General features: G+C 40.3%; 22 protein-coding genes and 2 other annotated features (1 of these 24 cut by a window edge). Of the genes, 20 read left to right on the top strand and 2 right to left on the bottom strand.

Annotated features, from left to right (window positions below; all coding sequences use genetic code 11):
• Positions 1–59 (top strand) — a binding site (T-box leader); it begins 183 nt to the left of the window's first position.
• 48 nt (positions 60–107) lie between these two features.
• Positions 108–333: a binding site (T-box leader), on the top strand.
• 67 nt (positions 334–400) lie between these two features.
• From trpE to HCJ30_RS06970, 11 genes are all read left to right on the top strand, one after another.
• Positions 401–1,765 (top strand): anthranilate synthase component I, encoded by a 1,365-nt coding sequence (gene trpE / locus HCJ30_RS07020; RefSeq protein WP_185391525.1) that lies wholly within the window; start codon positions 401–403, stop codon positions 1,763–1,765.
• Positions 1,762–2,367, top strand: a complete 606-nt coding sequence (locus tag HCJ30_RS07015; RefSeq protein WP_185391524.1) for an anthranilate synthase component II — start codon at positions 1,762–1,764, stop codon at positions 2,365–2,367. Before trpE ends, HCJ30_RS07015 begins: the two co-directional genes overlap by 4 nt.
• Positions 2,339–3,358 (top strand): anthranilate phosphoribosyltransferase, encoded by a 1,020-nt coding sequence (gene trpD, locus HCJ30_RS07010; protein WP_185391523.1) that lies wholly within the window; start codon positions 2,339–2,341, stop codon positions 3,356–3,358. The genes HCJ30_RS07015 and trpD overlap by 29 nt, the downstream gene beginning before the upstream one ends.
• Positions 3,355–4,113, top strand: a complete 759-nt coding sequence (gene trpC / locus HCJ30_RS07005; protein WP_185391522.1) for an indole-3-glycerol phosphate synthase TrpC — start codon at positions 3,355–3,357, stop codon at positions 4,111–4,113. The genes trpD and trpC overlap by 4 nt, the downstream gene beginning before the upstream one ends.
• Positions 4,110–4,718 (top strand): phosphoribosylanthranilate isomerase, encoded by a 609-nt coding sequence (locus HCJ30_RS07000; protein WP_185391521.1) that lies wholly within the window; start codon positions 4,110–4,112, stop codon positions 4,716–4,718. The genes trpC and HCJ30_RS07000 overlap by 4 nt, the downstream gene beginning before the upstream one ends.
• A gap of 2 nt (positions 4,719–4,720) precedes the next feature.
• Positions 4,721–5,923, top strand: a complete 1,203-nt coding sequence (trpB, locus tag HCJ30_RS06995) for a tryptophan synthase subunit beta (protein ID WP_185391520.1) — start codon at positions 4,721–4,723, stop codon at positions 5,921–5,923.
• Entirely contained in the window at positions 5,916–6,689 is a 774-nt protein-coding gene (gene trpA / locus HCJ30_RS06990; RefSeq protein ID WP_185391519.1) for a tryptophan synthase subunit alpha, read from the top strand. Before trpB ends, trpA begins: the two co-directional genes overlap by 8 nt.
• Positions 6,690–6,759: 70 nt before the next feature.
• A complete protein-coding gene (locus HCJ30_RS06985) occupies positions 6,760–7,197 on the top strand; it encodes a hypothetical protein (RefSeq protein ID WP_185391518.1) in 438 nt (145 codons plus the stop codon).
• A gap of 73 nt (positions 7,198–7,270) precedes the next feature.
• Positions 7,271–8,884: a putative polysaccharide biosynthesis protein gene (locus tag HCJ30_RS06980; RefSeq protein ID WP_185391517.1), complete on the top strand. Its 1,614-nt coding sequence runs from the start codon at positions 7,271–7,273 to the stop codon at positions 8,882–8,884.
• A 110-nt stretch (positions 8,885–8,994) separates the two neighbouring features.
• On the top strand, positions 8,995–10,608 hold the full coding sequence (locus HCJ30_RS06975) for a putative polysaccharide biosynthesis protein (RefSeq protein WP_185391516.1): 1,614 nt from the start codon (positions 8,995–8,997) through the stop codon (positions 10,606–10,608).
• A 9-nt stretch (positions 10,609–10,617) separates the two neighbouring features.
• Positions 10,618–11,271: a phosphatase PAP2 family protein gene (locus HCJ30_RS06970; RefSeq protein ID WP_185391515.1), complete on the top strand. Its 654-nt coding sequence runs from the start codon at positions 10,618–10,620 to the stop codon at positions 11,269–11,271.
• A 41-nt stretch (positions 11,272–11,312) separates the two neighbouring features.
• Here HCJ30_RS06970 and HCJ30_RS06965 read toward each other — a convergent pair whose 3' ends face one another.
• The gene (locus tag HCJ30_RS06965; protein ID WP_185391514.1) at positions 11,313–12,143 is read right to left on the bottom strand and encodes an NAD(P)H-hydrate dehydratase; all 831 of its coding nucleotides are present in this window, start codon (positions 12,141–12,143) and stop codon (positions 11,313–11,315) included.
• Between the two features lie 104 nt (positions 12,144–12,247).
• Here HCJ30_RS06965 and HCJ30_RS06960 point away from each other — a divergent pair, with 104 nt between their 5' ends.
• The 9 genes from HCJ30_RS06960 to HCJ30_RS06920 all read left to right on the top strand — a co-directional run bounded on the left by HCJ30_RS06960 (position 12,248) and on the right by HCJ30_RS06920 (position 20,189).
• Complete coding sequence (locus HCJ30_RS06960) at positions 12,248–12,661, top strand: NUDIX hydrolase (protein WP_185391513.1); 414 nt, start codon at positions 12,248–12,250, stop codon at positions 12,659–12,661.
• Between the two features lie 74 nt (positions 12,662–12,735).
• Positions 12,736–14,148, top strand: a complete 1,413-nt coding sequence (pepV, locus tag HCJ30_RS06955) for a dipeptidase PepV (protein ID WP_185391512.1) — start codon at positions 12,736–12,738, stop codon at positions 14,146–14,148.
• Positions 14,149–14,260: 112 nt separating this feature from the next.
• Positions 14,261–15,130 (top strand): D-amino-acid transaminase, encoded by an 870-nt coding sequence (dat, locus tag HCJ30_RS06950; RefSeq protein WP_185391511.1) that lies wholly within the window; start codon positions 14,261–14,263, stop codon positions 15,128–15,130.
• 224 nt (positions 15,131–15,354) lie between these two features.
• Positions 15,355–15,795, top strand: a complete 441-nt coding sequence (locus tag HCJ30_RS06945) for a MarR family winged helix-turn-helix transcriptional regulator (RefSeq protein ID WP_008947981.1) — start codon at positions 15,355–15,357, stop codon at positions 15,793–15,795.
• Complete coding sequence (gene mdrM, locus HCJ30_RS06940) at positions 15,792–17,261, top strand: multidrug efflux MFS transporter MdrM (protein ID WP_185391510.1); 1,470 nt, start codon at positions 15,792–15,794, stop codon at positions 17,259–17,261. The genes HCJ30_RS06945 and mdrM overlap by 4 nt, the downstream gene beginning before the upstream one ends.
• Positions 17,262–17,470: 209 nt before the next feature.
• On the top strand, positions 17,471–18,244 hold the full coding sequence (locus tag HCJ30_RS06935) for a phosphotransferase family protein (RefSeq protein WP_185391509.1): 774 nt from the start codon (positions 17,471–17,473) through the stop codon (positions 18,242–18,244).
• A gap of 6 nt (positions 18,245–18,250) precedes the next feature.
• Complete coding sequence (trmB, locus tag HCJ30_RS06930) at positions 18,251–18,895, top strand: tRNA (guanosine(46)-N7)-methyltransferase TrmB (RefSeq protein WP_011702415.1); 645 nt, start codon at positions 18,251–18,253, stop codon at positions 18,893–18,895.
• 59 nt (positions 18,896–18,954) lie between these two features.
• Positions 18,955–19,806: a YtnP family quorum-quenching lactonase gene (locus HCJ30_RS06925; RefSeq protein ID WP_185391508.1), complete on the top strand. Its 852-nt coding sequence runs from the start codon at positions 18,955–18,957 to the stop codon at positions 19,804–19,806.
• A gap of 134 nt (positions 19,807–19,940) precedes the next feature.
• Positions 19,941–20,189, top strand: a complete 249-nt coding sequence (locus HCJ30_RS06920) for a metal-sensitive transcriptional regulator (protein WP_185391507.1) — start codon at positions 19,941–19,943, stop codon at positions 20,187–20,189.
• Between the two features lie 37 nt (positions 20,190–20,226).
• Here HCJ30_RS06920 and HCJ30_RS06915 read toward each other — a convergent pair whose 3' ends face one another.
• Complete coding sequence (locus tag HCJ30_RS06915; protein WP_185391506.1) at positions 20,227–20,538, bottom strand: PepSY domain-containing protein; 312 nt, start codon at positions 20,536–20,538, stop codon at positions 20,227–20,229.
• Between the last annotated feature and the right edge of the window lie 118 nt (positions 20,539–20,656).

The raw sequence follows: 20,656 nt of genomic DNA, 5'->3' as shown, positions 1-20,656 counted from the left end.
ATTAAGTGAACTGTTTTTGCAGTTAATCAAGGTGGTACCACGGGTCTCTCGTCCTTGTCTAGTATATTTGCTAGGCTTGGAGAGAGGCCCTTTTTTAATTTTATAAAACGAAAACATCAAACAAGAATAGTACTTTTTCATCGACTTTTACAGAGAGTTAGCGCAAGGTGAGAGCTGACAAATAGATGAATTAGGAATGGGCCTTGTGCGTGATACCTTGAAATTAAGTAGGGGTGAACGGGTGCTCCCGTTATAGAGCAGCTGCGAAAAAAGCAGCACTGAGATAGGGTTTATCCCTAAAATGAGGTGGCACCGCGATAACTCGTCCTCTGAAAAAGCATGATTCTGCGCTTTTTCAGAGGACTTTTTTTATTTTAGTAAAGAAGAAGGGATGAGTTAGATGAGAAAAATGAAGAAAATCGATGCAGATACATTAACTGCCATTTTGGCGTTTCAAAGGCTTTCTGGGACCGGGAAAAGCTTGCTGGAAGGGGCGGCGAAAGATGCGGAGGCTGGTCGCTATTCGATTATTGCGATGAATCCAGTCCACGAGATTAAAGTTTATCAACATGATTATTATATAGATGGAGCACACCGAGTTGTCGCGGATCCGTTAAAAGAAATTGAATTGTTCATTGAAAAAGCGAAAGAAGAGGAAGCAGATTTGCCACTTGATTCTGGGGCGATTGGCTATGTTGGTTATGATGTTATTGCGCTTTATGAAAAATTAGGCGATATACCAGAGGAAACGCGCGATATGCCAGATATTCGTTTTTATGTTTATGAAAGTTTTGTCATTATGGATCATCAAGCGGAGGAGCTCATTTTAGTGCAAGATAATTGTTACTCGGGGAGAAGCGAGGCGGAACTGGATAAAGGGCTTGAAGCAATGTTGTTAGAACTGACAACGCCTCAGAAAGACGAGCATAAAGCAGTGCATGTTCCGAAAATGACTTATAAAAGCAATTATACAAAAGAGGAATATATGGCGTTAGTAAAAAAAGCGAAAACATATATTCAAGATGGCGACTTCTTTCAAATTGTTCTTTCGCAGCGACTTGAAGCGGATTTTACCGTGACACCCTTTGATTATTACCGGAAATTACGTCTATTAAATCCTTCGCCGTATCTTTACTTCATTGATTTTGGCGACACTGTTTTGATTGGTTCTTCTCCGGAGAGTTTGATTAAAACGAAAGGGCGGACGGTTATTACTAATCCAATCGCTGGAACAAGGCGGCGCGGGGCAACGAAGCAGGAAGATGAACTTTTAGCGGCGGAATTATTAGCGGATGAAAAAGAACTTGCAGAGCATCGGATGTTAGTGGATTTAGGCAGGAATGATATTGGGAAAATTGCAGAAACGGGCTCTGTTCACGTACCTGTGTATCTAACCATTGAACGATATCGCTTTTTAATGCATCTAGTTTCTGTGGTGGAAGGCACGTTGAAGCCGGGGCTTACAGCAATGGATGCTCTCCGGTCGACACTTCCGGCAGGGACAGTAAGTGGAGCACCGAAAATAAGAGCGATGCAACGAATTTATGAATGGGAAAATGTGAAACGTGGTCCGTATGCTGGGGCAGTTGGTTATTTAACGAAAAATGGCGATTCTGATTTCGCACTTTCGATTAGAACGATGGTGCTTCATGACGGAAAAGCCTATGTGCAAGCTGGCGCGGGAATTGTTTATGATTCTAACCCGGAAAGCGAATACCTAGAAACGTTGCAAAAAGCGAAGGCACTTTTGGAGGTGGGAGAATGATTTTATTAATTGATAACTATGATTCTTTTACGTTTAATTTAGAGCAGTATTTGGCGGAATTTAGTGAAGTTGTCGTTAGGCGGAATGATGCGGCTGATTTAATCGAACTGGCAGCGTTGGCGGACGGGATTGTCCTTTCACCGGGACCTGGAAAGCCAAGTGAAGCAGGGCTTTTAGAAGAAGTGGTTGCGAAATTTGCAAAAGAAAAGCCATTACTAGGGATTTGTTTAGGGCATCAGGCAATTGGTGAAGTATTCGGTGGGGAAGTAAAACAGGCAGCGAAAATTCGCCACGGCAAAGTTTCGACTATGCGTCAAACCGGTGGAGCTATTTTCACTAATTTGCCTGAAGAGGTGCCGGTGATGCGATATCATTCTTTAATAGTAGATAAAAACACGTTGCCGGATGTTTTGGAAGTTTTAGCGGTGGCAACAGATGATGCGGAAGTGATGGCGATGAAGCTAAAAGATTACCCGGTATATGGCTTGCAATTTCATCCAGAATCAATTGGTACGGATGATGGCAAACAAATGATGGAGAACTTTATTAATATAGTGGAAGGAGTGCGGGAACATGGAAAGTTTACTACAAAAAGTATATGATCAAGAAAATTTATCGAAGGCAGAAATGAATATCGTCGCAACGGAAATTTTTGAAGGACGGTTGTCGAAAACGAAAATTGCTGCCTTTTTAATGGCGCTAAAAGTAAAAGGAGAAACGGCGGAAGAAATGGCAGGAATTGCGGAGGCGATGCAACAAGTGGCGATTCAAGTTGCTTTTCCGGCTGGAACGGCGATGGATAACTGCGGAACTGGTGGCGATAAATCTAATAGTTTCAATATAAGTACAACTTCTGCTTTTGTTCTTGCGGCAGCGGGAATTCCAGTTGCGAAACACGGGAATCGGAGTATTTCTAGTCGTTCTGGCAGTGCGGATGTTTGCCAGGAATTAGGGATTGATATTAATATGCGGCCAGAAGATATGACCTATTTACTTGAAAAAGTCGGGATTGCCTTTCTATTTGCACCACATGTTCATCCGAATATGAAGTATGTGATGGACGTGCGAAAAGAGCTGGGAACACCAACGATTTTCAATTTGATTGGCCCACTTACGAATCCGGTGCAGCTTGAAACACAATTGATGGGTATTTATCGTCGTGATTTATTAGAACAAACAGCGGAGGTGCTCGGTCAACTTGGGCGAAAACGGGCAGTCGTTTTAAATGGCGCTGGTTTTATGGATGAAGCTTCTTTAGCCGGTGAAAATCATTACGCGCTATATGATAACGGGGAAGTGCAATTATATACACTAAGTCCGGAAGAAGTTGGTTTATCGATTTATCCACTGGAGGCAATTAAAGGTGGGGATGCTAAAGAAAATGCAGCGATTCTTCGGAGTGTGCTTGACGGCGAGCCCGGAGCTTACTTAGATACGGTACTTTTAAATGCCGGATTTGGCTTATTCGCGAACGGCAAAGTAACGACGGTGAAAGAAGGCGTAGATTTAGCAAGAGATTTAATAAGAAGTGGTTTAGCGAAACAAAAATTGGCGGATTTAATTATTTATCAAAAAGAGGTGCTGGCGAAATGACATTTTTAGAAGAGATTTTAGCTCAAAAAGCAATAGAAGTTGCAGAAATGCCGCTAGAAAAAGTAGCTGAAAAACGGAAAACTTATTCGTTTTATGATTTTTTAAAAGCGAATACGAGCGAAATGCAACTAATTGCCGAAGTAAAGCGTGCTTCGCCTTCCAAGGGAGAAATCAATATGGGCGTGGATCCAGTCGCCCAAGCACAATCCTATCAAGCGGCTGGAGCAGGAATGATTTCCGTTTTAACCGATCCCGTTTTTTTCAAAGGCTCGATTGAAGATTTGCGAGACGTGGCGAGAAATGTCGAAATCCCTGTAATTTGTAAAGATTTTATTATTAGTGAAAAGCAATTAATTCGTGCTCGGAATGCAGGAGCGACGGTAGTGTTGCTGATTGTTTCGGCACTTATGGAAGAGCGGCTGAAAAACCTTTTTGAACAAGCTACAGCGCTTGATTTGGAAGTGTTGGTGGAAGTGCATGACCAGGAAGAATTGGCTGTGGCACAACAACTTGGGGCTAAATTAATCGGTGTGAACAATCGTAATTTGCACACTTTTGAAGTGGATATCGCCGTAAGTGAACAGCTAGCGAATGGCTTTTCGACCGATGCTTGTTTCATTAGTGAATCAGGTTTTAGAACAGCAGATGATGTGGCTCGAGTGCGTACAAAATATAATGCGGTGCTTGTTGGCGAGGCGCTTATGCGAGAAGCAACTCCGGAAGTAGCCGCGAAAAGATTGAAGGTGGCGCGATGATTGTAAAAATTTGTGGGTTAAAAAAAGCAGTGGATGTAGCGGCTGCAGTTGAAAATGGCGCGGATATGATTGGCTTCGTTTTTGCGAAAAGTAAGCGCCAAGTGACAATTGAACAGGCACATCAATTAGCCGAAAATATTCCAGCCGCTGTCAAAAAAGTAGGGGTATTCGTCAATCCAACCGAAGAAGAACTGATCGCGGCAATTAAAGGTGTGCCATTAGATATCGTTCAACTTCACGGTCAAGAACCTACTGAACAAGCAAATCGCACGGATGCGGAAGTAATTAAAGCATTTCCGGTCAAAGATGGAAAACTTCCTCCGAATATAAATGACTACCCAAATGCCTATATCTTACTCGATGCCCCAGCAGAAGAATACGAAGGCGGTAGCGGAAAGACATTTGATTGGGACAAAATAAATAGTGATGCACTCACAAAAAACAAATTAATCATTGCTGGCGGACTAAATGCTGGAAATGTTCGTGCGGCGATTAACCGCTTTGAACCATATGCAGTAGATATTTCCTCAGGCGTAGAAACAAATGGCGAAAAAAATCCAGAAAAAATAAAGAACTTCATTAAAACAGCAAAAGGAGTGGAATAAGCATGACATATCAAGCACCTGACGAAAATGGTTTTTACGGTAAATTTGGTGGCAGATTTGTACCAGAAACATTAATGAAAGCAGTGAAAGAGCTAGACGAAGCGTACCGAGCTTCCAAAACAGATCCCGCTTTTCAAAAAGAATTAAACTACTATTTAAAAGAATATGTTGGTCGAGAAACGCCGCTTTACTTCGCGGAACAACTAACGACACATGCTGGCGGGGCAAAAATTTATTTAAAACGAGAAGATTTAAATCATACGGGCGCGCATAAAATCAATAATACAATCGGTCAAGCCCTACTCGCTCGCCAAATGGGAAAACAAAAAGTTGTAGCAGAAACTGGTGCGGGACAGCACGGTGTGGCAACTGCAACAGTAGCAGCACTTTTTAATATGGAATGTACGATTTTTATGGGAGAAGAAGACGTCAAACGCCAATCGCTCAATGTGTTTAGAATGGAGCTGCTTGGTGCAAAAGTAGTGAGCGTAAAAGCTGGGAGTCGCACGCTGAAAGATGCGGTCAATGAAGCGCTCCGATTTTGGGTTGCCAATGTAGAAGATACGCATTACATTATGGGATCCGTGCTTGGGCCACATCCATTTCCAGAAATTGTACGTGATTACCAAAGTGTCATCGGGACGGAAGCGCGTAAGCAACATTTGGAAAAAGAAGGGAAACTTCCAGACGCTATTGTTGCTTGTGTTGGCGGTGGTAGTAATGCAATGGGCTTATTTTATCCATTTGTAGACGATGCTTCTGTTCAAATGCACGGCGTTGAAGCAGCAGGACACGGCTTAGAAACCGAATTTCACGCAGCGACGATTTCTAAAGGTGAAATTGGGATTTTACACGGGGCAATGATGGACGTTTTACAAGATGAAAATGGACAAATTCTGGAAGCATTCTCGATTTCTGCTGGTTTAGATTATCCCGGTATCGGTCCAGAACATAGCTTTTTCCGTGATTTAGGTCGTGCGGAGTATCATTCTGTTACCGATGACGAAGCGGTCGCAGCCTTTCAGTTGTTATGTCGCACAGAAGGGATTATTCCGGCACTAGAAAGCTCCCATGCAATTAGCTATGCTGTCAAATTGGCAAGCAAAATGCGCCCAGAAGAAAGCATGATTGTTTGCCTATCAGGTCGCGGAGACAAAGATGTTAATCAACTAAAAGAACGTTTGGAGGGACAAGCGAATGACTAAAACTTTAACAAAAAAACTAGCGAATAAAGAGCACGCTGCCGTCGTTACGTACATCATGGGCGGGGACGGTGGTTTAGATAATTTAGAAGAACAGTTATTGTTCTTAGAAAAATCAGGCGTGAGTGCGATTGAAATCGGGATTCCTTTTTCAGATCCAGTTGCCGATGGTCCGATTATTCAACTTGCGGGACTACGCGCTTTAAAAGAGCAAGTCAGTTTAGAAGCAATTTTAACGACATTACAAACGAGCAAAGTACAAATTCCACTAATTATCATGAGCTACATCAATCCGATTTTTCATTTAGGAATTTCAAAATTTGTCGAATTGGTTCAAAAAACCCCGGTAAAAGGGCTGATTATTCCCGATTTGCCTTATGAACATCAAACACTGATCACGCCGGAACTCGAAGGAACAGATATTGCACTTATCCCACTCGTTTCCTTGACTAGTCCGAAAGCGCGCTTGGAAGAAATCGCGAAACAAGCAGAAGGATTTATTTATGCTGTGACGGTCAACGGGACAACGGGTGTACGAAATGAATTTGATGCGCACATTGATAGTCATTTAACTTATTTAAAACGTATTAGTCCTGTTCCAGTTCTTGCGGGATTTGGTGTTTCTTCTATTGAACATGTGGAAAAATTTGCGCATGTCTGTGATGGGGTGATTATCGGAAGTAAGGTTGTGCAAATGTTGCATGAAAAGAAAACCGCAGAATTAGGCGCATTTTTACAAAAGGCTGCAGAAGTTCGAATCGAAAACTAATTACTACTTACAATTTCTCTTTAAATATGGTAAAGTCTGGTGTATAGAATGTTAAAGAGGAGTTGTAAGGATGTCTGTTGAAGTTAAACCAGAGCATGCTAGAATGCTCAATAACACAAAGAATATCACACTAGGAATAGCGGTAGTTTCGACTATTCAAACTGTATTAAGTTCGTTTTCGATTGTATCTCTTTTTGCGATACAACAAAAAAAGGAAGTGCTTGCTAATGCAAGTGTAACGGCCGTTGTTCAAAATTTGATTATGACGACAACGATTATGGCTGTACTTTGTCTCGCATTTACCATTATTTTGTTTCTTTCGTTTAACAAACTGAGAAAAGGTATTGTCATTTCACCGATTGTGTATTACTTATATGCTGCGTTTACTGTTCTTGGTGTTGTTTTATCGATGATTAATAGTGGCGTGAACTTTCTTTCGCTCATTTTACCAGCCGTGTTACTTGCTTTAAGTGTCATTTGTATTTTAAATCTGAGACGCATGAAGTAAGGGAGGATGATTTTTACATAACAGATATTCAGACAGACTTACAAAGAAAAAATCAATTGAGGTAACAGAAATTATGAGTTCAAAATTAATGCGCGGGACAGCTGTATTAACAGCGGGAACTTTGCTGTCAAAAATTTTAGGGATTTTATATGTTATTCCGTTTTATTGGATAGCGGGCGGGGAACAGGCGACCATTCTCTATCAATACGGTTATGTTCCGTACCAAATTTTCTTGAATATCGCGACAGCTGGCGTTCCATTAGCAGTTGCCAAATATATTTCGAAGTATAATTCGTTAAATGAATATGCTTTGAGTCAAAGATTATATAAATCCAGTACGTATTTAATGTTATTTACGGGGATTGTCAGCTTTTTAGTGATGTACATTTTTGCGCCCATTTTAGCTGGGATGCAAGAAGTCAGTGGTGGAACGAGCATCGAGGATATTACTACAGTTATTCGAGCAGTAAGTTTTGCCTTGCTTATTATTCCAGTCATGAGCTTGCTTCGTGGCTATTTCCAAGGGTTTCATTCGATGGGACCATCTGCCGTGTCACAAGTAATTGAACAAGTAGCACGAATTGTATTTTTACTTGCGAGTACGTATATTGTGCTTCATGTGTTGAATGGTAGCCTTGTAACCGCAATGAGTTTAGCGACTTTCGCGGCTTTTGTTGGGGCGTTTTTCAGTTTGGTCTGCCTTATCTGGTATTACCGAAAACGGAAGCCGGGCATTCAAAAAATGATTGCTGGCAGTAACAATAAGTTGCGCGTATCGACTTTTCATTTATTAAAAGAAATTTCGATTTCCGCGGTGCCGTTTATTATTGTTGGGATGGCAATGTCGCTTTATCAGCAAATTGATTTATTTACGTTTGCGCGCATTTTAACGTACGACGGGATGGCAGGGAAAACAGCGGAAGACTTACTTTCCATTTTTAACTTTTCCGTCCAAAAAATTATTATGATTCCGGGAACACTAGCCTTAGCGTTTTCGATGACCCTCGTTCCGTTAGTAGCGGCGGCTTTTCATAAAGGACGAATTCGAGAAGTGCATCACCATTTAACGGCTGTTTTTCAAGTACTGTTATTTTTAGTCGTGCCAGCATGTCTTGGAATAGCGATTCTAGCTGACCCGCTCTATACGATTTTTTATGGTTATAATGCGGACGGTTCAATGTTACTTCAATTTTTTGCACCATTTGCGATTTTCTTCTCGTTATTTAGCGTAACGGCGGCGATTTTGCAAGGGATTGATGAGCAGCGTTACACCGTTCTTAGCTTATTACTTGGGCTGCTAACGAAATCAGTGTTACAAATGCCATTGATTTTACTTCTTGGAGCAAAAGGTGGCGCCTTAGCGACTGGGCTTGGTTACATTGTTTCGGTCACGTTCACCATCTGGATTATTAAAAAATATGCGAAGTACTCGTTTAAATATATTATGCGAAGACTGCTGCTTATTGTTGGGATTAGTGCTGTGATGCTGCTTAGTGTCTGGATCATTTATCAAGGGTTAATTTTATTTTTAAATCCGCACGCAAGATTAACAGCCTTAGTAATTGTTTTTATTGCCGCTGGATTTGGTGCTTATATTTATGCGTTTTTAGCTGCAAAAGCAGGGCTGTTGAAGTACATTCTTGGCAATCGTATGTATAAAATTCGTAAAAAACTTCATTTGATTTAAGTGTTTTGTAAAGAACAAGCCGAGATTTATTTGGGTTTGTTCTTTTTTTTTAAAAGAGTTAATGGTAAAGTAAACAAGGATGTATAATTTAATGTAAAGGAAGTTAGACGATGGGTTCAAAACTGCTCAGAGGAACATTTATTCTGACACTAGGGACATTAATCTCTAAAGTGCTCGGAATATTGTATGTGATTCCGTTTTATGCGATTATTGGAGGAGATGAACCAGCGCTTCTGTATAATTTCGGTTATGTGCCGTATCAATTATTCTTAAGCATTGCGACTGCTGGGATTCCGCTAGCTGTTGCTAAATATATAGCAAAATATAATGCGATGGAAGAATACGCGGTTGGCCGACGATTATTTAAAACAGGTGTATATTTAATGATTTTCTCCGGCATTGTCTGTTTCCTAGCGATGTATGGACTTGCGCCAACGCTTGCTCGTATGCAGCAGCTGGAAGGCGGTTATAGTTTAGCAGATGGGATTCAGGTTATTCGTGCAGTTAGTTTTGCCTTACTTATTATTCCAGTCATGAGTTTACTTCGAGGTTTTTTCCAAGGATATAATTCGATGGGGCCTTCTGCTGTATCACAAGTTTTAGAACAAGTTGTACGAATTATGTTCTTACTTGCTGGCACATTTATTGTGATGTACGTGCTTGATGGAAATGTAGTAACAGCTATTAGTATCGCTACATTCTCTGCTTTTGTAGGTGCTTTTGCCAGTTTACTTTTACTACTATGGTATTTTTACAAACGAAAACCAGGACTTGACCGAATGCTTTTAGAGGACAGAGGGACGGTGAAAATTTCGATCCCGACGCTGTATAAAGATATTATTCTTTCGGCAATTCCTTTTATTATTGTTGGATCAGCAACTTCGCTTTATCAACTGATTGACCAATTTACTTTAGGGCGGGTACTGGAATATATTGGTATTACTCCCGAACTAGTGAATTCGTATGTAGCGATTATTAACTTTGACGTTCAAAAATTGATTATGATTCCGGGAACACTTGCGATTGCGTTTTCGATGGCGCTTGTTCCACTGGTTACGGGTGCTTATGTTCGAAAAGAATATGCCCAAGTGAAACGCCAACTAAATGACGTTTTCCAAATTTTATTATTTTTAACAATTCCTGCTTGTTTCGGTATTGCGATGCTAGCAAGACCATTATTTACCGTATTTTTCGCGCCTAGTGATAACGGAACCGAACTATTACAACTGTTTGCGCCAATTGCGATTTTGTTCTCGCTATTTAGTGTTTCTGCGGCAGTCCTTCAAGGGATTGATGAACAACGCTTTACGGTACTTGGTTTATTACTCGGTTTACTTGCAAAATCGGTGCTACAAATGCCATTAATCATGCTGTTTGAAGCAAAAGGGTCGATTATTGCCACTGGAATTGGTTACGCGGTCTCTTGTATTTTCATGCTACTTATTATTAAGAAATATGTTCGTTTCTCGTTCAAAATTATTTTGCGACGAACGGTGCTTTTCTTTGGAATGACAGCTTTAATGGGGCTTGTGGTTATTGTACTTTATCTATTCATGGGCAATTTTGTTTCAACGGATCGGAAAATCCCTGCGTTAATCATTACCATCGTTTGTGGTGGAATCGGCGCGATTTTCTATGGCTACATGGCATTCAAACTACACTTGTCTGACAAATTATTTGGACCGCGCGGAACGAGATTACGTGAAAAACTAAGAATTCGCTAGGAGGATTGTATGAAAAAAACACCATTTATTATTAGCGGTATCGCCCTCCTTGGATTTATTTTCTTTATGACTGGCGTTATGACCGGGGCAAAATGGATTCAACGTTTTGATGATTATTGGAATAGTATTATTCGCACTGGTATTACGGATACGAAAACGACTGTGATTTCATATTTAACGGATATTGGTGGGGTAGCGACCATTTGTATTTTGACTGTAATCGTGATTATTGTGTTTGTTTTGATGCGAAAAGTAGATCTGGCGATTTGGTTTGGCGGCATAGTTTTAATTGGTGGCGCGCTGATTCCTTCCATTATTAAAAATATCGTTCAACGACCAAGACCTACGTATAAATTAATCGAACAAGGCGGATTTAGTTTTCCGAGTGGACACTCTACAGGGTCTACCGTTTTTTACGGAATGCTCGCTTTCTTGTTAATTCTGTATGTTAGCCGCAGATGGCTTCGTATAACGATTGGCATTCTTGCGCTGGGCCTTGTTATTTTCATCATGTATTCCCGCGTTTACTTAGGTGTTCATTTTCCAAGTGATGTTGTCGCAGGATTCTTAATCGGTAGTGCAGCACTTTTCAGCGGCATCGGTTGTTACTTTATTTGGAATGAAAAATTAGCTTTATGGGCTAGTAAATTTAAAAAAGCATAGAAAAAAATCCTCTCTTTCATAAAAAAGGGAGGATTTTTTGATTAAGCATGCTCGTCAGTTTCGCTAAAAATTTTCAAATAAGTTGGTAATTCTTCGGCAATCTCCGTTGGAAGTACTACATAGCGTTTTTTAGCTAAAATTTCACCGATATAGCTGTGTAAAAAGACTGCGGCTAGCGTGCCAGTAATTGGCTTTTCTGTTTGTGCCATCAATCCGCAAATCGTTCCGGCCAGCGTATCGCCCATACCGCCAGTTGCCATTGCCGGTGTGCCGTACATATTTTGCCAAGCGGATTCGCCGGAATATACTTTGGTACGATGTCCTTTAAGTACAATGGTGGCATCGATCGCAAGCGCAACATCTGTTGGTGTTTCGGCATCAGGAGCCAATGCTTTTAGCCGTTTCCATTCGCCAGCATGTGGTGTGAAAGTTAGTTTAGCAGCCGGATGGGGCGTTTCTCCTTTTGCATAAATAGTAATACCGTCACCGTCAATAATCACTTGCTGCTGTTCGGTTGATTTTTGTAATACTAACTGGAAAATTTCTTCGGCATATGCATCTAATCCAAGTCCCGGCCCAATTAAAATCGTATCAAATTGGCTGATTTGTTCGCTTAGACTCGTGATATTTTCATAATCAATAAACATACATTCAGGAATTCTTGTTTGGAGAGCGGGGCGGTTGACACTATCAGAGGCAACCGTTGTTAAACCAGCACCACTTTTGACGCAAGCTTCTGCCGCCATAATGGCAGCACCGCCAAATTGTTTGTTTCCAGCGACAATTAAAACGCGCCCATAGTCACCTTTGTGTGTTTCGTCCTCACGTTTTGGAATCCATGCGCACATTGCTTTCGGTGTTATTTTCTTCATTTTTGTAAAACCTCCTTATGACACTGGCTTTTATCTACTCAACCGGGTAAAATAAAGAACAGATAAATCATGTTTATCTTAAATGATAAGGAGGCTTTTGTAAAATGAAACCTATATATCCTGCAGTAAAAGCAGTTATCGTAAAAGACGGAGAGTTTTTAGCACTCAAGAAAAAAGGGGTAGAAGGAGACGTGTTTGAACTTCCAGGAGGCCGCATGACTTACGGTGAAACACACGGAGAAGCCCTTTTTAGAGAGGTTTATGAGGAAACCAAATTACAAGTGCAACCATTTATTTTATATGATACGTGGGAATTTTTCCATGAGGACTTCCAAATTACCGGCGTTATTTATTTAGTAGAAATGCCAGAAGGTGGCGAAATCGAATTATCCGATGAACACGAAGAATATCGCTTTTTACCACTAGAAAAAGAAAGCTTAAACGTCATCGATATCGTTTTTTCTTCGCGGATGGAACGTTGGGATTTTGAAGCAATTAAAGGTTTTATGAGAAAATAGGTAGTTACGGCTTCCAAGCTACGTAAAAACAGTTTACAATAGAGAAGATAAGTTTGAAGGAGGGAATAACAATTATGACAGAAATTAATTGGCAAAAAGAAGTGGAATCACGCAAAGATGATTTCCTAGAAGATTTAAAAGGGCTTCTTCGCATTCCAAGTGTTCGCGATGACAGTAAAAAAACAGAAGATGCGCCGTTTGGACCGGACGTGAAACGCGCACTCGACTATATGATCGAATTAGGTAAAAAAGATGGCTTCGCTACGAAAGAAGTTGGAAACGTAGCAGGACACCTTGAATACGGTCAAGGCGAAGAACTAGTTGGTGTTTTAGGACATGTGGATGTTGTTCCTGTTGGTGACGGCTGGACAAACGGACCATTCGAACCAACTTTACGCGATGGCAAATTATACGCTCGCGGAGTTGCGGACGATAAAGGCCCAACAATCGCTGGTTATTACGCACTTAAAATTATTAAAGAATTAGGCTTACCACTTTCACGCCGTGTTAGAATCATCATTGGCTCTGATGAAGAAAGCGGTATGAGCTGTGTAGAACGCTATTTCGAAACAGAAGAACAACCAACACTTGGTTTCGTTCCAGATGCAGAATTCCCAATCATTCACGCGGAAAAAGGTATCTCTGAACTAGACGTATCTTTCAAAGACGGCGAGGCGAGCGGAGAAGCAGCATTCCGTTTACTTAGCGTAGAATCAGGCGAACGTTACAACATGGTTCCTGACCATGCAACAGCTATTTTAGAAGACGTAAAAGACTTCGACAAACTAGCAAGTGCGTTCAAAACTTTCTTAGCAAACCATCCAGTAGAAGGAACTTTAGAAGAAAATGGCAAATCCGTTAAAATCAACATCGTCGGCAAATCTGCCCATGCGATGGAACCAAACAACGGTGTAAATGCGGGTCTTCATTTAGTTGGCTTCCTTGGTAAATTTAAATTAACTGGAGCTGCAAATGATTTCGTAACATTTGGTCGTGATTATCTGTTTGGCGATTCCCGTGCCGTTAAACTAGGCATTAGCTATGAAGATGCAGAAAGTGGCGAGCTAACAATGAACGTAGGCGTTATTCGTTACGATGTAGCAGAAGGCGGTAAATACGGACTGAATTTCCGTTACCCAGTGACTGCTAACATGGACAAACTGAAAAATAAAATGCAAACAGTGGTATATGAGTACAACGCACAATATACACATTACGAAGATTCCAAACCACTTTTCGTACCAAAAGATCACCCACTTATTCAAACTTTACAAGAAGTGTATACAAAACAAACTGGCGAAGAAGCTACTTTACTAGCAATCGGTGGCGGAACTTATGCACGTCATATGGAGACAGGCGTAGCGTTCGGCGCACTATTCCCAGGGCGTGAAGACACGATGCACCAAAAAGATGAATTCAGCTATTTTGACGATTTATTAAAAGCTACAGCAATTTATGCAGAAGCACTTTACAAATTAGCGAAGTAAGGGTTATAATTGAAAAAATTAACTGCTGCAAAGCTTAGTTTTGCGGCAGTTTCTTTGTTTCATTAAGTTTTTAGACAGTTCCAAAAATTAACTATGCAAGGAGAGACTCGAGATGAAAGTATTAGTAAATAACCATTTAGTGGAAAGAGAAGATGCCACAGTTGACATTGAAGACCGCGGATATCAGTTTGGTGATGGTGTATATGAAGTAGTTCGTCTATATAATGGTAAATTCTTCACTTATAATGAACACATTGATCGTTTATATGCTAGCGCAGCAAAAATTGACTTAGTTATTCCATATTCTAAAGAAGAGTTACGTGAATTATTAGAAAAATTAGTTGCCGAAAATAATATTAATACAGGAAATGTATACTTACAAGTGACACGTGGAGTTCAAAATCCGCGTAATCATGTAATGCCAGATGATTTCCCATTAGAAGGCGTGCTAACTGCAGCCGCTCGCGAAGTACCAAGAAATGAGCAACAATTTATAGAAGGTGGACCAGTCATCACAGAAGAAGATGTACGCTGGTTACGCTGTGATATTAAGAGCTTGAATTTACTTGGCAACATTTTAGCGAAAAACAAAGCGCATCAACAAAATGCGTTAGAAGCTGTTTTGCACCGTGGAGAGCAAGTAACCGAATGTTCTGCTTCCAACGTTTCTATTATTAAAGATGGCGTGTTATGGACACATGCTGCAGATAATTTAATCTTGAATGGTATTACTCGTCAAGTTATTATCGCTGTTGCGAAAAAGAACGGTATTCCTGTCAAAGAAGCTGATTTCACTTTAACGGATCTTCGTGAAGCGGATGAAGTTTTCATTTCAAGCACAACAATTGAAATCACACCAGTTACGCATATCGATGGTGTACAAGTAGCTGACGGTAAACGCGGTCCAATCACTGCGAAATTACATCAATACTTTGTAGAAGAAATTGTCGCTGCATGTGGTGAAGTTGAATTAGCTAAATAATGGTTAAAACCTTCCTAGTTTTTAGGAAGGTTTTTTTCTGCCCATCACCCTATGTAAAAATTTATATAACTTTTTTAAAATGTTGCAACTACGTCGTTGGCTCCGCTTTCAGTCCGAAAAGTGCCGCTTCAAGCAATTGACAAATTTTTTCTGAGGTGTATAATTCAAAAGGCTAATAGTTCGCATACGAAATATTTGCAAGCGAACGGTACGGAGGGAAGTCAATGGATGAAAAATTAGTGAAAGAGGTTATTTTCTCTTTTCGCGAAGTACAACGAAAAACGCATCATGTGTTGGCAGAAGAAGCAGCAAATCGAGAAATTACAACGACACAATTACTCGCAATCAGAGAATTACAAAGAGAGTCAGAATTAACGCTTGGTGAATTAGCAGAACGAATGAAGCTTGGAAAAAGTACGGTATCCGGCATTGTAGATCGATTAGTGAAAGCGGGATTTTTGAAACGGACAAGAAATGAAACGAACCGCCGTGCACTCAGCTTAGAATTAACGGAAAAAGGAGCTACGAAAGCAGCAGAAACGTATCATGTTTTCTTTAATCGTTTAGAGCCTATCTTAGAAATCGGCGAAGATAGATTGAAAGAAATGCTAGAAATGCACCAAGAGATTATTACTATTTTGGAAAGGGAAGGTGCACGAGATTGAATATGAAAGCAGCAAGTACATCAGTGAAGCGTAATGGTATTTTGATTGTTATGCTTATGGGCGCCTTTGTTACGATTCTCAACCAAACGTTGATGAATGTCGCGCTACCAAGTATTATGAAAGATTTTGGAATTACAGCCAGTCAAGGGCAATGGTTGTCGACTGGATTTATGTTAGTCAATGGTGTCATGATTCCGATGACGGCCTTTTTAATTGAACGATTTACAACGCGTCAACTTTACTTATTTGCGATGATTACCTTTGCGATTGGTACAGCGATTGGCGGATTTGCAACAGATTATACGATGCTTATTGCTGGTCGTATGGTACAAGCGATTGGTGCCGGGATTGTTATGCCGCTACTAACCGTTGTCGTATTAAATTTATTCCCAATGGAACGAAGAGGGCGGGCAATGGGCTTAATTGGTCTTGCCATGAACTTTGCGCCCGCGATTGGCCCGACGCTTTCTGGTTGGATCGTGCAACAATATGATTGGCGCAATTTATTCTTTATTATTATTCCATTCGCGATACTTGATATTGTCGTAGCGATTTTCTTACTTAAAAATGTCGGAAAAAGAACGTTCCCGAAACTCGACATATTGGGTGTTATTATGTCGACAGTCGGGTTCGGAAGCTTGTTACTTGGATTTAGTAATGCCGGAGACCATGATTGGCTCACTTGGAAAGTAGCTGGCTTTATTATTCTGGGTCTAGTTGTATTAGGAATATTTATTCGTTATCAAACAAGCAACAAAGCACCACTGCTTAACTTTAGAGTATTTAAATATCCAACATTTGCTTTAACAACCGCGATTAGTTTTTTCGTTGTGATGGGATTATTTGGCGGAATGTTGCTACTACCAATTTTCTTGCAAACTGTTAGAGGATTTTCGCCGCTTGAATCAGGCTTGGTTCTCTTGCCGGGCGCACTCGTCACGGCCGTACTTTCTCCGGTCACCGGGGTGATGTTTGACCGTTTTGGGGCTAAGTATTTATCATTAGTCGGTTTGATTATTATGGCCGGTTCGACATTCATGTTTACAAATCTGGACGAATCGACCACATTAACTTTTATCATTATCGTGCAAACTATCCGTTCGGCGGGTATGGCGATGGTGATGATGCCACTACAAACGGCGGCACTCAATTCACTACCATTAAAACTAGCATCCCATGGTTCAGCGATGTTCAATACGATGCGTCAAGTTGCCGGATCGATTGGTACAGCAGCACTGATTACTGTCATGTCCAAAAGTGCCGCGAGCTTTGCGGATAAACTTGGACCAGCCGATGTGATTGGCAAAACGAAAACGGAAATTGCGAATCACGTGCTTATCCACGGAATTGAAACAGCCTTTTTAGTTGCTGGAATTCTTTCCGTTGTCGCTTGCATCCTAGCGTTATTTATTCAAAAAAATAGAAGTGCAATGGAACCAATCGTGACTAAAACTGAAGAAGCTTAAAAATTGAAAAAGGGCATTCTGCTTGTATGGAATGTCCTTTTTTTGTATAAATAACGTAAAACTGTAAAAAAATGTGTAGAACGAACATATGTTGACTTGACTAGTAAGGCTAAGAGAAGTAAAATCATGAATAGTTACCTATTTGTTCGGAAGTGAAATAAACGAGGGATAATGAAGTTGCAAAGAGCTAGTAAAAGGTGTGCATGTAGATGAAAAATGACTTTTTTGGGAGAGAATATGACATAGCCCCGGCCGGAGGGGAAACTGGCCAAGCATTCGTTGCAACACATGAAGACGAAAAATTCTTTTTAAAAAGAAATTCTTCGCCTTTTTTAGCTGCGCTTTCCGTAGAAAACATTGTACCGAAGCTAGTTTGGACGAGACGGGTGGAGAATGGCGATGTCATCACTGCGCAAAAATGGGTCAATTGCCATATTTTAACGCGTGAAGAAATGGTTGGACCAAGAGTGGCACAACTATTAGCCAAAATCCATCAATCAGAAAACTTGCAACATATGCTAGCCAAAATCGAAAACTGCTATTTTTCGGCGGATCAACTGTTGAAACTTGTAAAAGCTGGAACAGAAGATACTACGGAAGAAATAACAGCAGCGATTCACTATTTAGAAGCAAATATTCCTGTAGTGGAAACGACTGATTACGTCGTTTGTCACGGGGATGTTAATCATAATAATTGGATTATTTCTGAGGAAAATGAACTGTTTCTTGTCGATTGGGATGGCGCGATGCTTGCTGATGCCGCGAACGATATCGGCATGATTTTGTATCAATACATTCCGCGAAAAGATTGGGAGCGCTGGCTAGCTAATTACGGCACCACGCTAACGGTTGAATTACATCGCAAATTAAAGTGGTACACCATTTGCCAAACAGTGATGCAACTTACAACGGACCAATCCGATGAAGCAAATGAACGAGCAAAACAAATTTTTCAAAATGCAATAGAAGATGATGAGGTGTAAAGAAAGATGCGTGTAAAACATAAACCATGGGCAAAAGATCGTTTGGAAGAATTTCCAGCAATTTACATCAAAAACCCAGAAGATTTTAAAGGTCGTTGGCAAGAAGTGTTTGGCAATAATAATCCTATTCATATCGAAATCGGTTCTGGTAAAGGTCAATTTATTAGTGGCATGGCAAAAGCGAATCCGGAAATCAATTATATTGGTATCGAAATGATTGAAAGTGTCCTCGTTTCTGCGCTGGATAAAGCAATCGAAGCAGACGTTCCTAATTTGCGCCTTGTTGCAAGAGATGCAAAATTACTAGAAGAATGCTTCGAAAAAGGAGAAATTGCACAAATTTATTTAAATTTCTCTGATCCATGGCCGAAAAAGCGCCATACAAAACGTCGCTTAACAAATCCGACATTCTTAACGATTTATGAACGACTGTTACCAAAAGCGGGGGAGATTCATTTCAAAACCGATAACCGTAGTTTATTCGAATATTCGTTAGTGGCATTTTCAGAATACAACATGTTACTAACATTCGTTTCACTTGATTTGCATAACAGCGATTACGAAGGGAATATCAAAACTGAATACGAAGAAAAATTTTCAGCGAAAGGATTCCCGATCTATCGTCTTGAAGCAAAATTTGATAGAAATTAACTAGGATAACCAGGTGCATCTGCTGCATCTGGTTTTTATTTTTTGAGGGGGCGTTAAAAGTGGATTCCATTCAAATTGGAGAAATCAACATCTATTGGTTGCGTGGCGGTTATACTCATTTTGATGGCGGGGCAATGTTCGGCGTTGTGCCAAAACCTTTGTGGGAGAAAAAATATCCAGCAAATGAAAAAAATCAACTGGCTAACGTAACCGATCCCATGTTTTTTCAGTATTTAGGAAAAAATTATCTAATCGATAGTGGGCTAGGGAACGGTCGATTAACCGAAAAGCAAAAGCGTAATTATGGCGTGACAGAAGAATCATTTGTGCTGGAAGACTTGGCCGAATTAGGTATTGCTCCAGAAGATATCGATTATGTTTTAATGACACATTTACATTTTGATCATGTGTTAGGCCTCACTGGTATATCAAAAGAGGGCGATTATTACTCGATTTTCCCGAATGCGGAAATTTGGACTTCGGAGGTGGAGTGGGATGAAATGTGTCACCCTAATATTCGTTCAAAAGCAACTTATTGGCAAGAAAACTGGAAAGCGATAGAAGGACAAGTTCGCACATTTACACAAGAAAAAGTGTTTGATGATGCAATCAAAATGACCCATACTGGCGGACATAGCAACGGGCATTCTGTCATTTGGTTCGAGTCGGACGGCGAGAAGGCGATTCATATGGCGGATATTTTCCCGACATTCGCGCATCAAAATGTCCTTTGGGTAACTGCTTATGATGATTATCCAATGACATCTATTTCCGCGAAACAGACAATTTTCAAACAGACTTTCGGGCAAAATTACTGGTTTTTATCCTACCATGATGCAAGATTTCGAGCAGTTAAAATTGGCGAAAATGGGGAAGTCGAATCCGAATTGAAAATAGCATATCGAAATTAAGAAGCGGTAATCCCGCTTCTTTTTTTGAGGGTATTTTTATTTTGTGGTATTATATAAGTTGAAAAGCATTAAATAAAGCCAAAAAGGCAACCTGGGTAGGGGGTTGTAAGTAAATATACTATATGGGGGTATATATGGACAGCGATCAAAAGAAAGCATTAGTAACGAGGTTTGCTAAGATAGAAGGACACGTGCGTTCAATCAAAAACATGACAGAAGACGAACGTGATTTAGAAACGATTATGCAACAAATAGCTGCGGTGAAAAAAGCGATGGACGCCGCTGCAAAACTAATTTATACCGAGCAAATGAAAGAATTAATCGAACAAGGCGAAACGGATGAAGCGATCATCAAAAAGAAAATCGATAGTTTTATCCGTTAAAAAAACGACTCCCAAAAATGGGTAGTCGTTTTTAATTTTATGCTAAATATACATCAATGATTGTTCCTGTGTTAGCGTCTGCGATAAATTCAAATTGCTTTTTCTCGCCTTCGCGAATACATGTAATTCCGCCGTGGTAAACGAAAGTGTCAATCGCGAATTTTTTGTAATGTTGCTTTTTAAGTTGAATCCAAGAACCTTCAATTGGTCCTTCTTGTTTGAATGCATCTTTGACATTCTCTAAGATGACATCCCCTGAAATTGTTTTATCGCTAAGTAAATAATGATAAACAAGGTGTCCAGCCGCCGCTCCTGCTCCAACGCCTGCAATGAAAGCTTTCCAGTTCATCGCTTTTCCTCCCTAGTGTTTCCTATTCTTTTTAAAAGATGCTCCTCGGAACATCTCTTTTAATCATTATACTACAAATTTTTGATTATAAAAGGATTTTTGAACGCGCTTTCCGAAA

The sequence above is a fragment of the Listeria cossartiae subsp. cossartiae genome, assembly GCF_014224155.1.
GTDB lineage: Bacteria > Bacillota > Bacilli > Lactobacillales > Listeriaceae > Listeria > Listeria cossartiae.
Note: the sequence above shows the minus strand (reverse complement) of the source record. Positions and strands in the feature narration are given on the sequence as shown.

What these genes read in the sequence shown, in the direction of transcription:
- trpE (WP_185391525.1), top strand. Translation starts at nt 401, where the DNA reads ATGAGAAAAATGAAGAAAATCGATGCAGATACATTAACTGCCATTTTG.
- HCJ30_RS06960 (WP_185391513.1), top strand. Translation starts at nt 12,248, where the DNA reads ATGAAACCTATATATCCTGCAGTAAAAGCAGTTATCGTAAAAGACGGA.
- HCJ30_RS06975 (WP_185391516.1), top strand. Translation starts at nt 8,995, where the DNA reads ATGGGTTCAAAACTGCTCAGAGGAACATTTATTCTGACACTAGGGACA.
- pepV (WP_185391512.1), top strand. Translation starts at nt 12,736, where the DNA reads ATGACAGAAATTAATTGGCAAAAAGAAGTGGAATCACGCAAAGATGAT.
- HCJ30_RS06965 (WP_185391514.1), bottom strand. Translation starts at nt 12,143, where the DNA reads ATGAAGAAAATAACACCGAAAGCAATGTGCGCATGGATTCCAAAACGT.
- HCJ30_RS07015 (WP_185391524.1), top strand. Translation starts at nt 1,762, where the DNA reads ATGATTTTATTAATTGATAACTATGATTCTTTTACGTTTAATTTAGAG.
- trpB (WP_185391520.1), top strand. Translation starts at nt 4,721, where the DNA reads ATGACATATCAAGCACCTGACGAAAATGGTTTTTACGGTAAATTTGGT.
- HCJ30_RS06970 (WP_185391515.1), top strand. Translation starts at nt 10,618, where the DNA reads ATGAAAAAAACACCATTTATTATTAGCGGTATCGCCCTCCTTGGATTT.
- HCJ30_RS07000 (WP_185391521.1), top strand. Translation starts at nt 4,110, where the DNA reads ATGATTGTAAAAATTTGTGGGTTAAAAAAAGCAGTGGATGTAGCGGCT.
- trpA (WP_185391519.1), top strand. Translation starts at nt 5,916, where the DNA reads ATGACTAAAACTTTAACAAAAAAACTAGCGAATAAAGAGCACGCTGCC.
- trpD (WP_185391523.1), top strand. Translation starts at nt 2,339, where the DNA reads ATGGAAAGTTTACTACAAAAAGTATATGATCAAGAAAATTTATCGAAG.
- HCJ30_RS06915 (WP_185391506.1), bottom strand. Translation starts at nt 20,538, where the DNA reads ATGAACTGGAAAGCTTTCATTGCAGGCGTTGGAGCAGGAGCGGCGGCT.
- HCJ30_RS06945 (WP_008947981.1), top strand. Translation starts at nt 15,355, where the DNA reads ATGGATGAAAAATTAGTGAAAGAGGTTATTTTCTCTTTTCGCGAAGTA.
- HCJ30_RS06920 (WP_185391507.1), top strand. Translation starts at nt 19,941, where the DNA reads ATGGACAGCGATCAAAAGAAAGCATTAGTAACGAGGTTTGCTAAGATA.
- HCJ30_RS06985 (WP_185391518.1), top strand. Translation starts at nt 6,760, where the DNA reads ATGTCTGTTGAAGTTAAACCAGAGCATGCTAGAATGCTCAATAACACA.
- trpC (WP_185391522.1), top strand. Translation starts at nt 3,355, where the DNA reads ATGACATTTTTAGAAGAGATTTTAGCTCAAAAAGCAATAGAAGTTGCA.
- dat (WP_185391511.1), top strand. Translation starts at nt 14,261, where the DNA reads ATGAAAGTATTAGTAAATAACCATTTAGTGGAAAGAGAAGATGCCACA.
- HCJ30_RS06935 (WP_185391509.1), top strand. Translation starts at nt 17,471, where the DNA reads ATGAAAAATGACTTTTTTGGGAGAGAATATGACATAGCCCCGGCCGGA.
- trmB (WP_011702415.1), top strand. Translation starts at nt 18,251, where the DNA reads ATGCGTGTAAAACATAAACCATGGGCAAAAGATCGTTTGGAAGAATTT.
- HCJ30_RS06980 (WP_185391517.1), top strand. Translation starts at nt 7,271, where the DNA reads ATGAGTTCAAAATTAATGCGCGGGACAGCTGTATTAACAGCGGGAACT.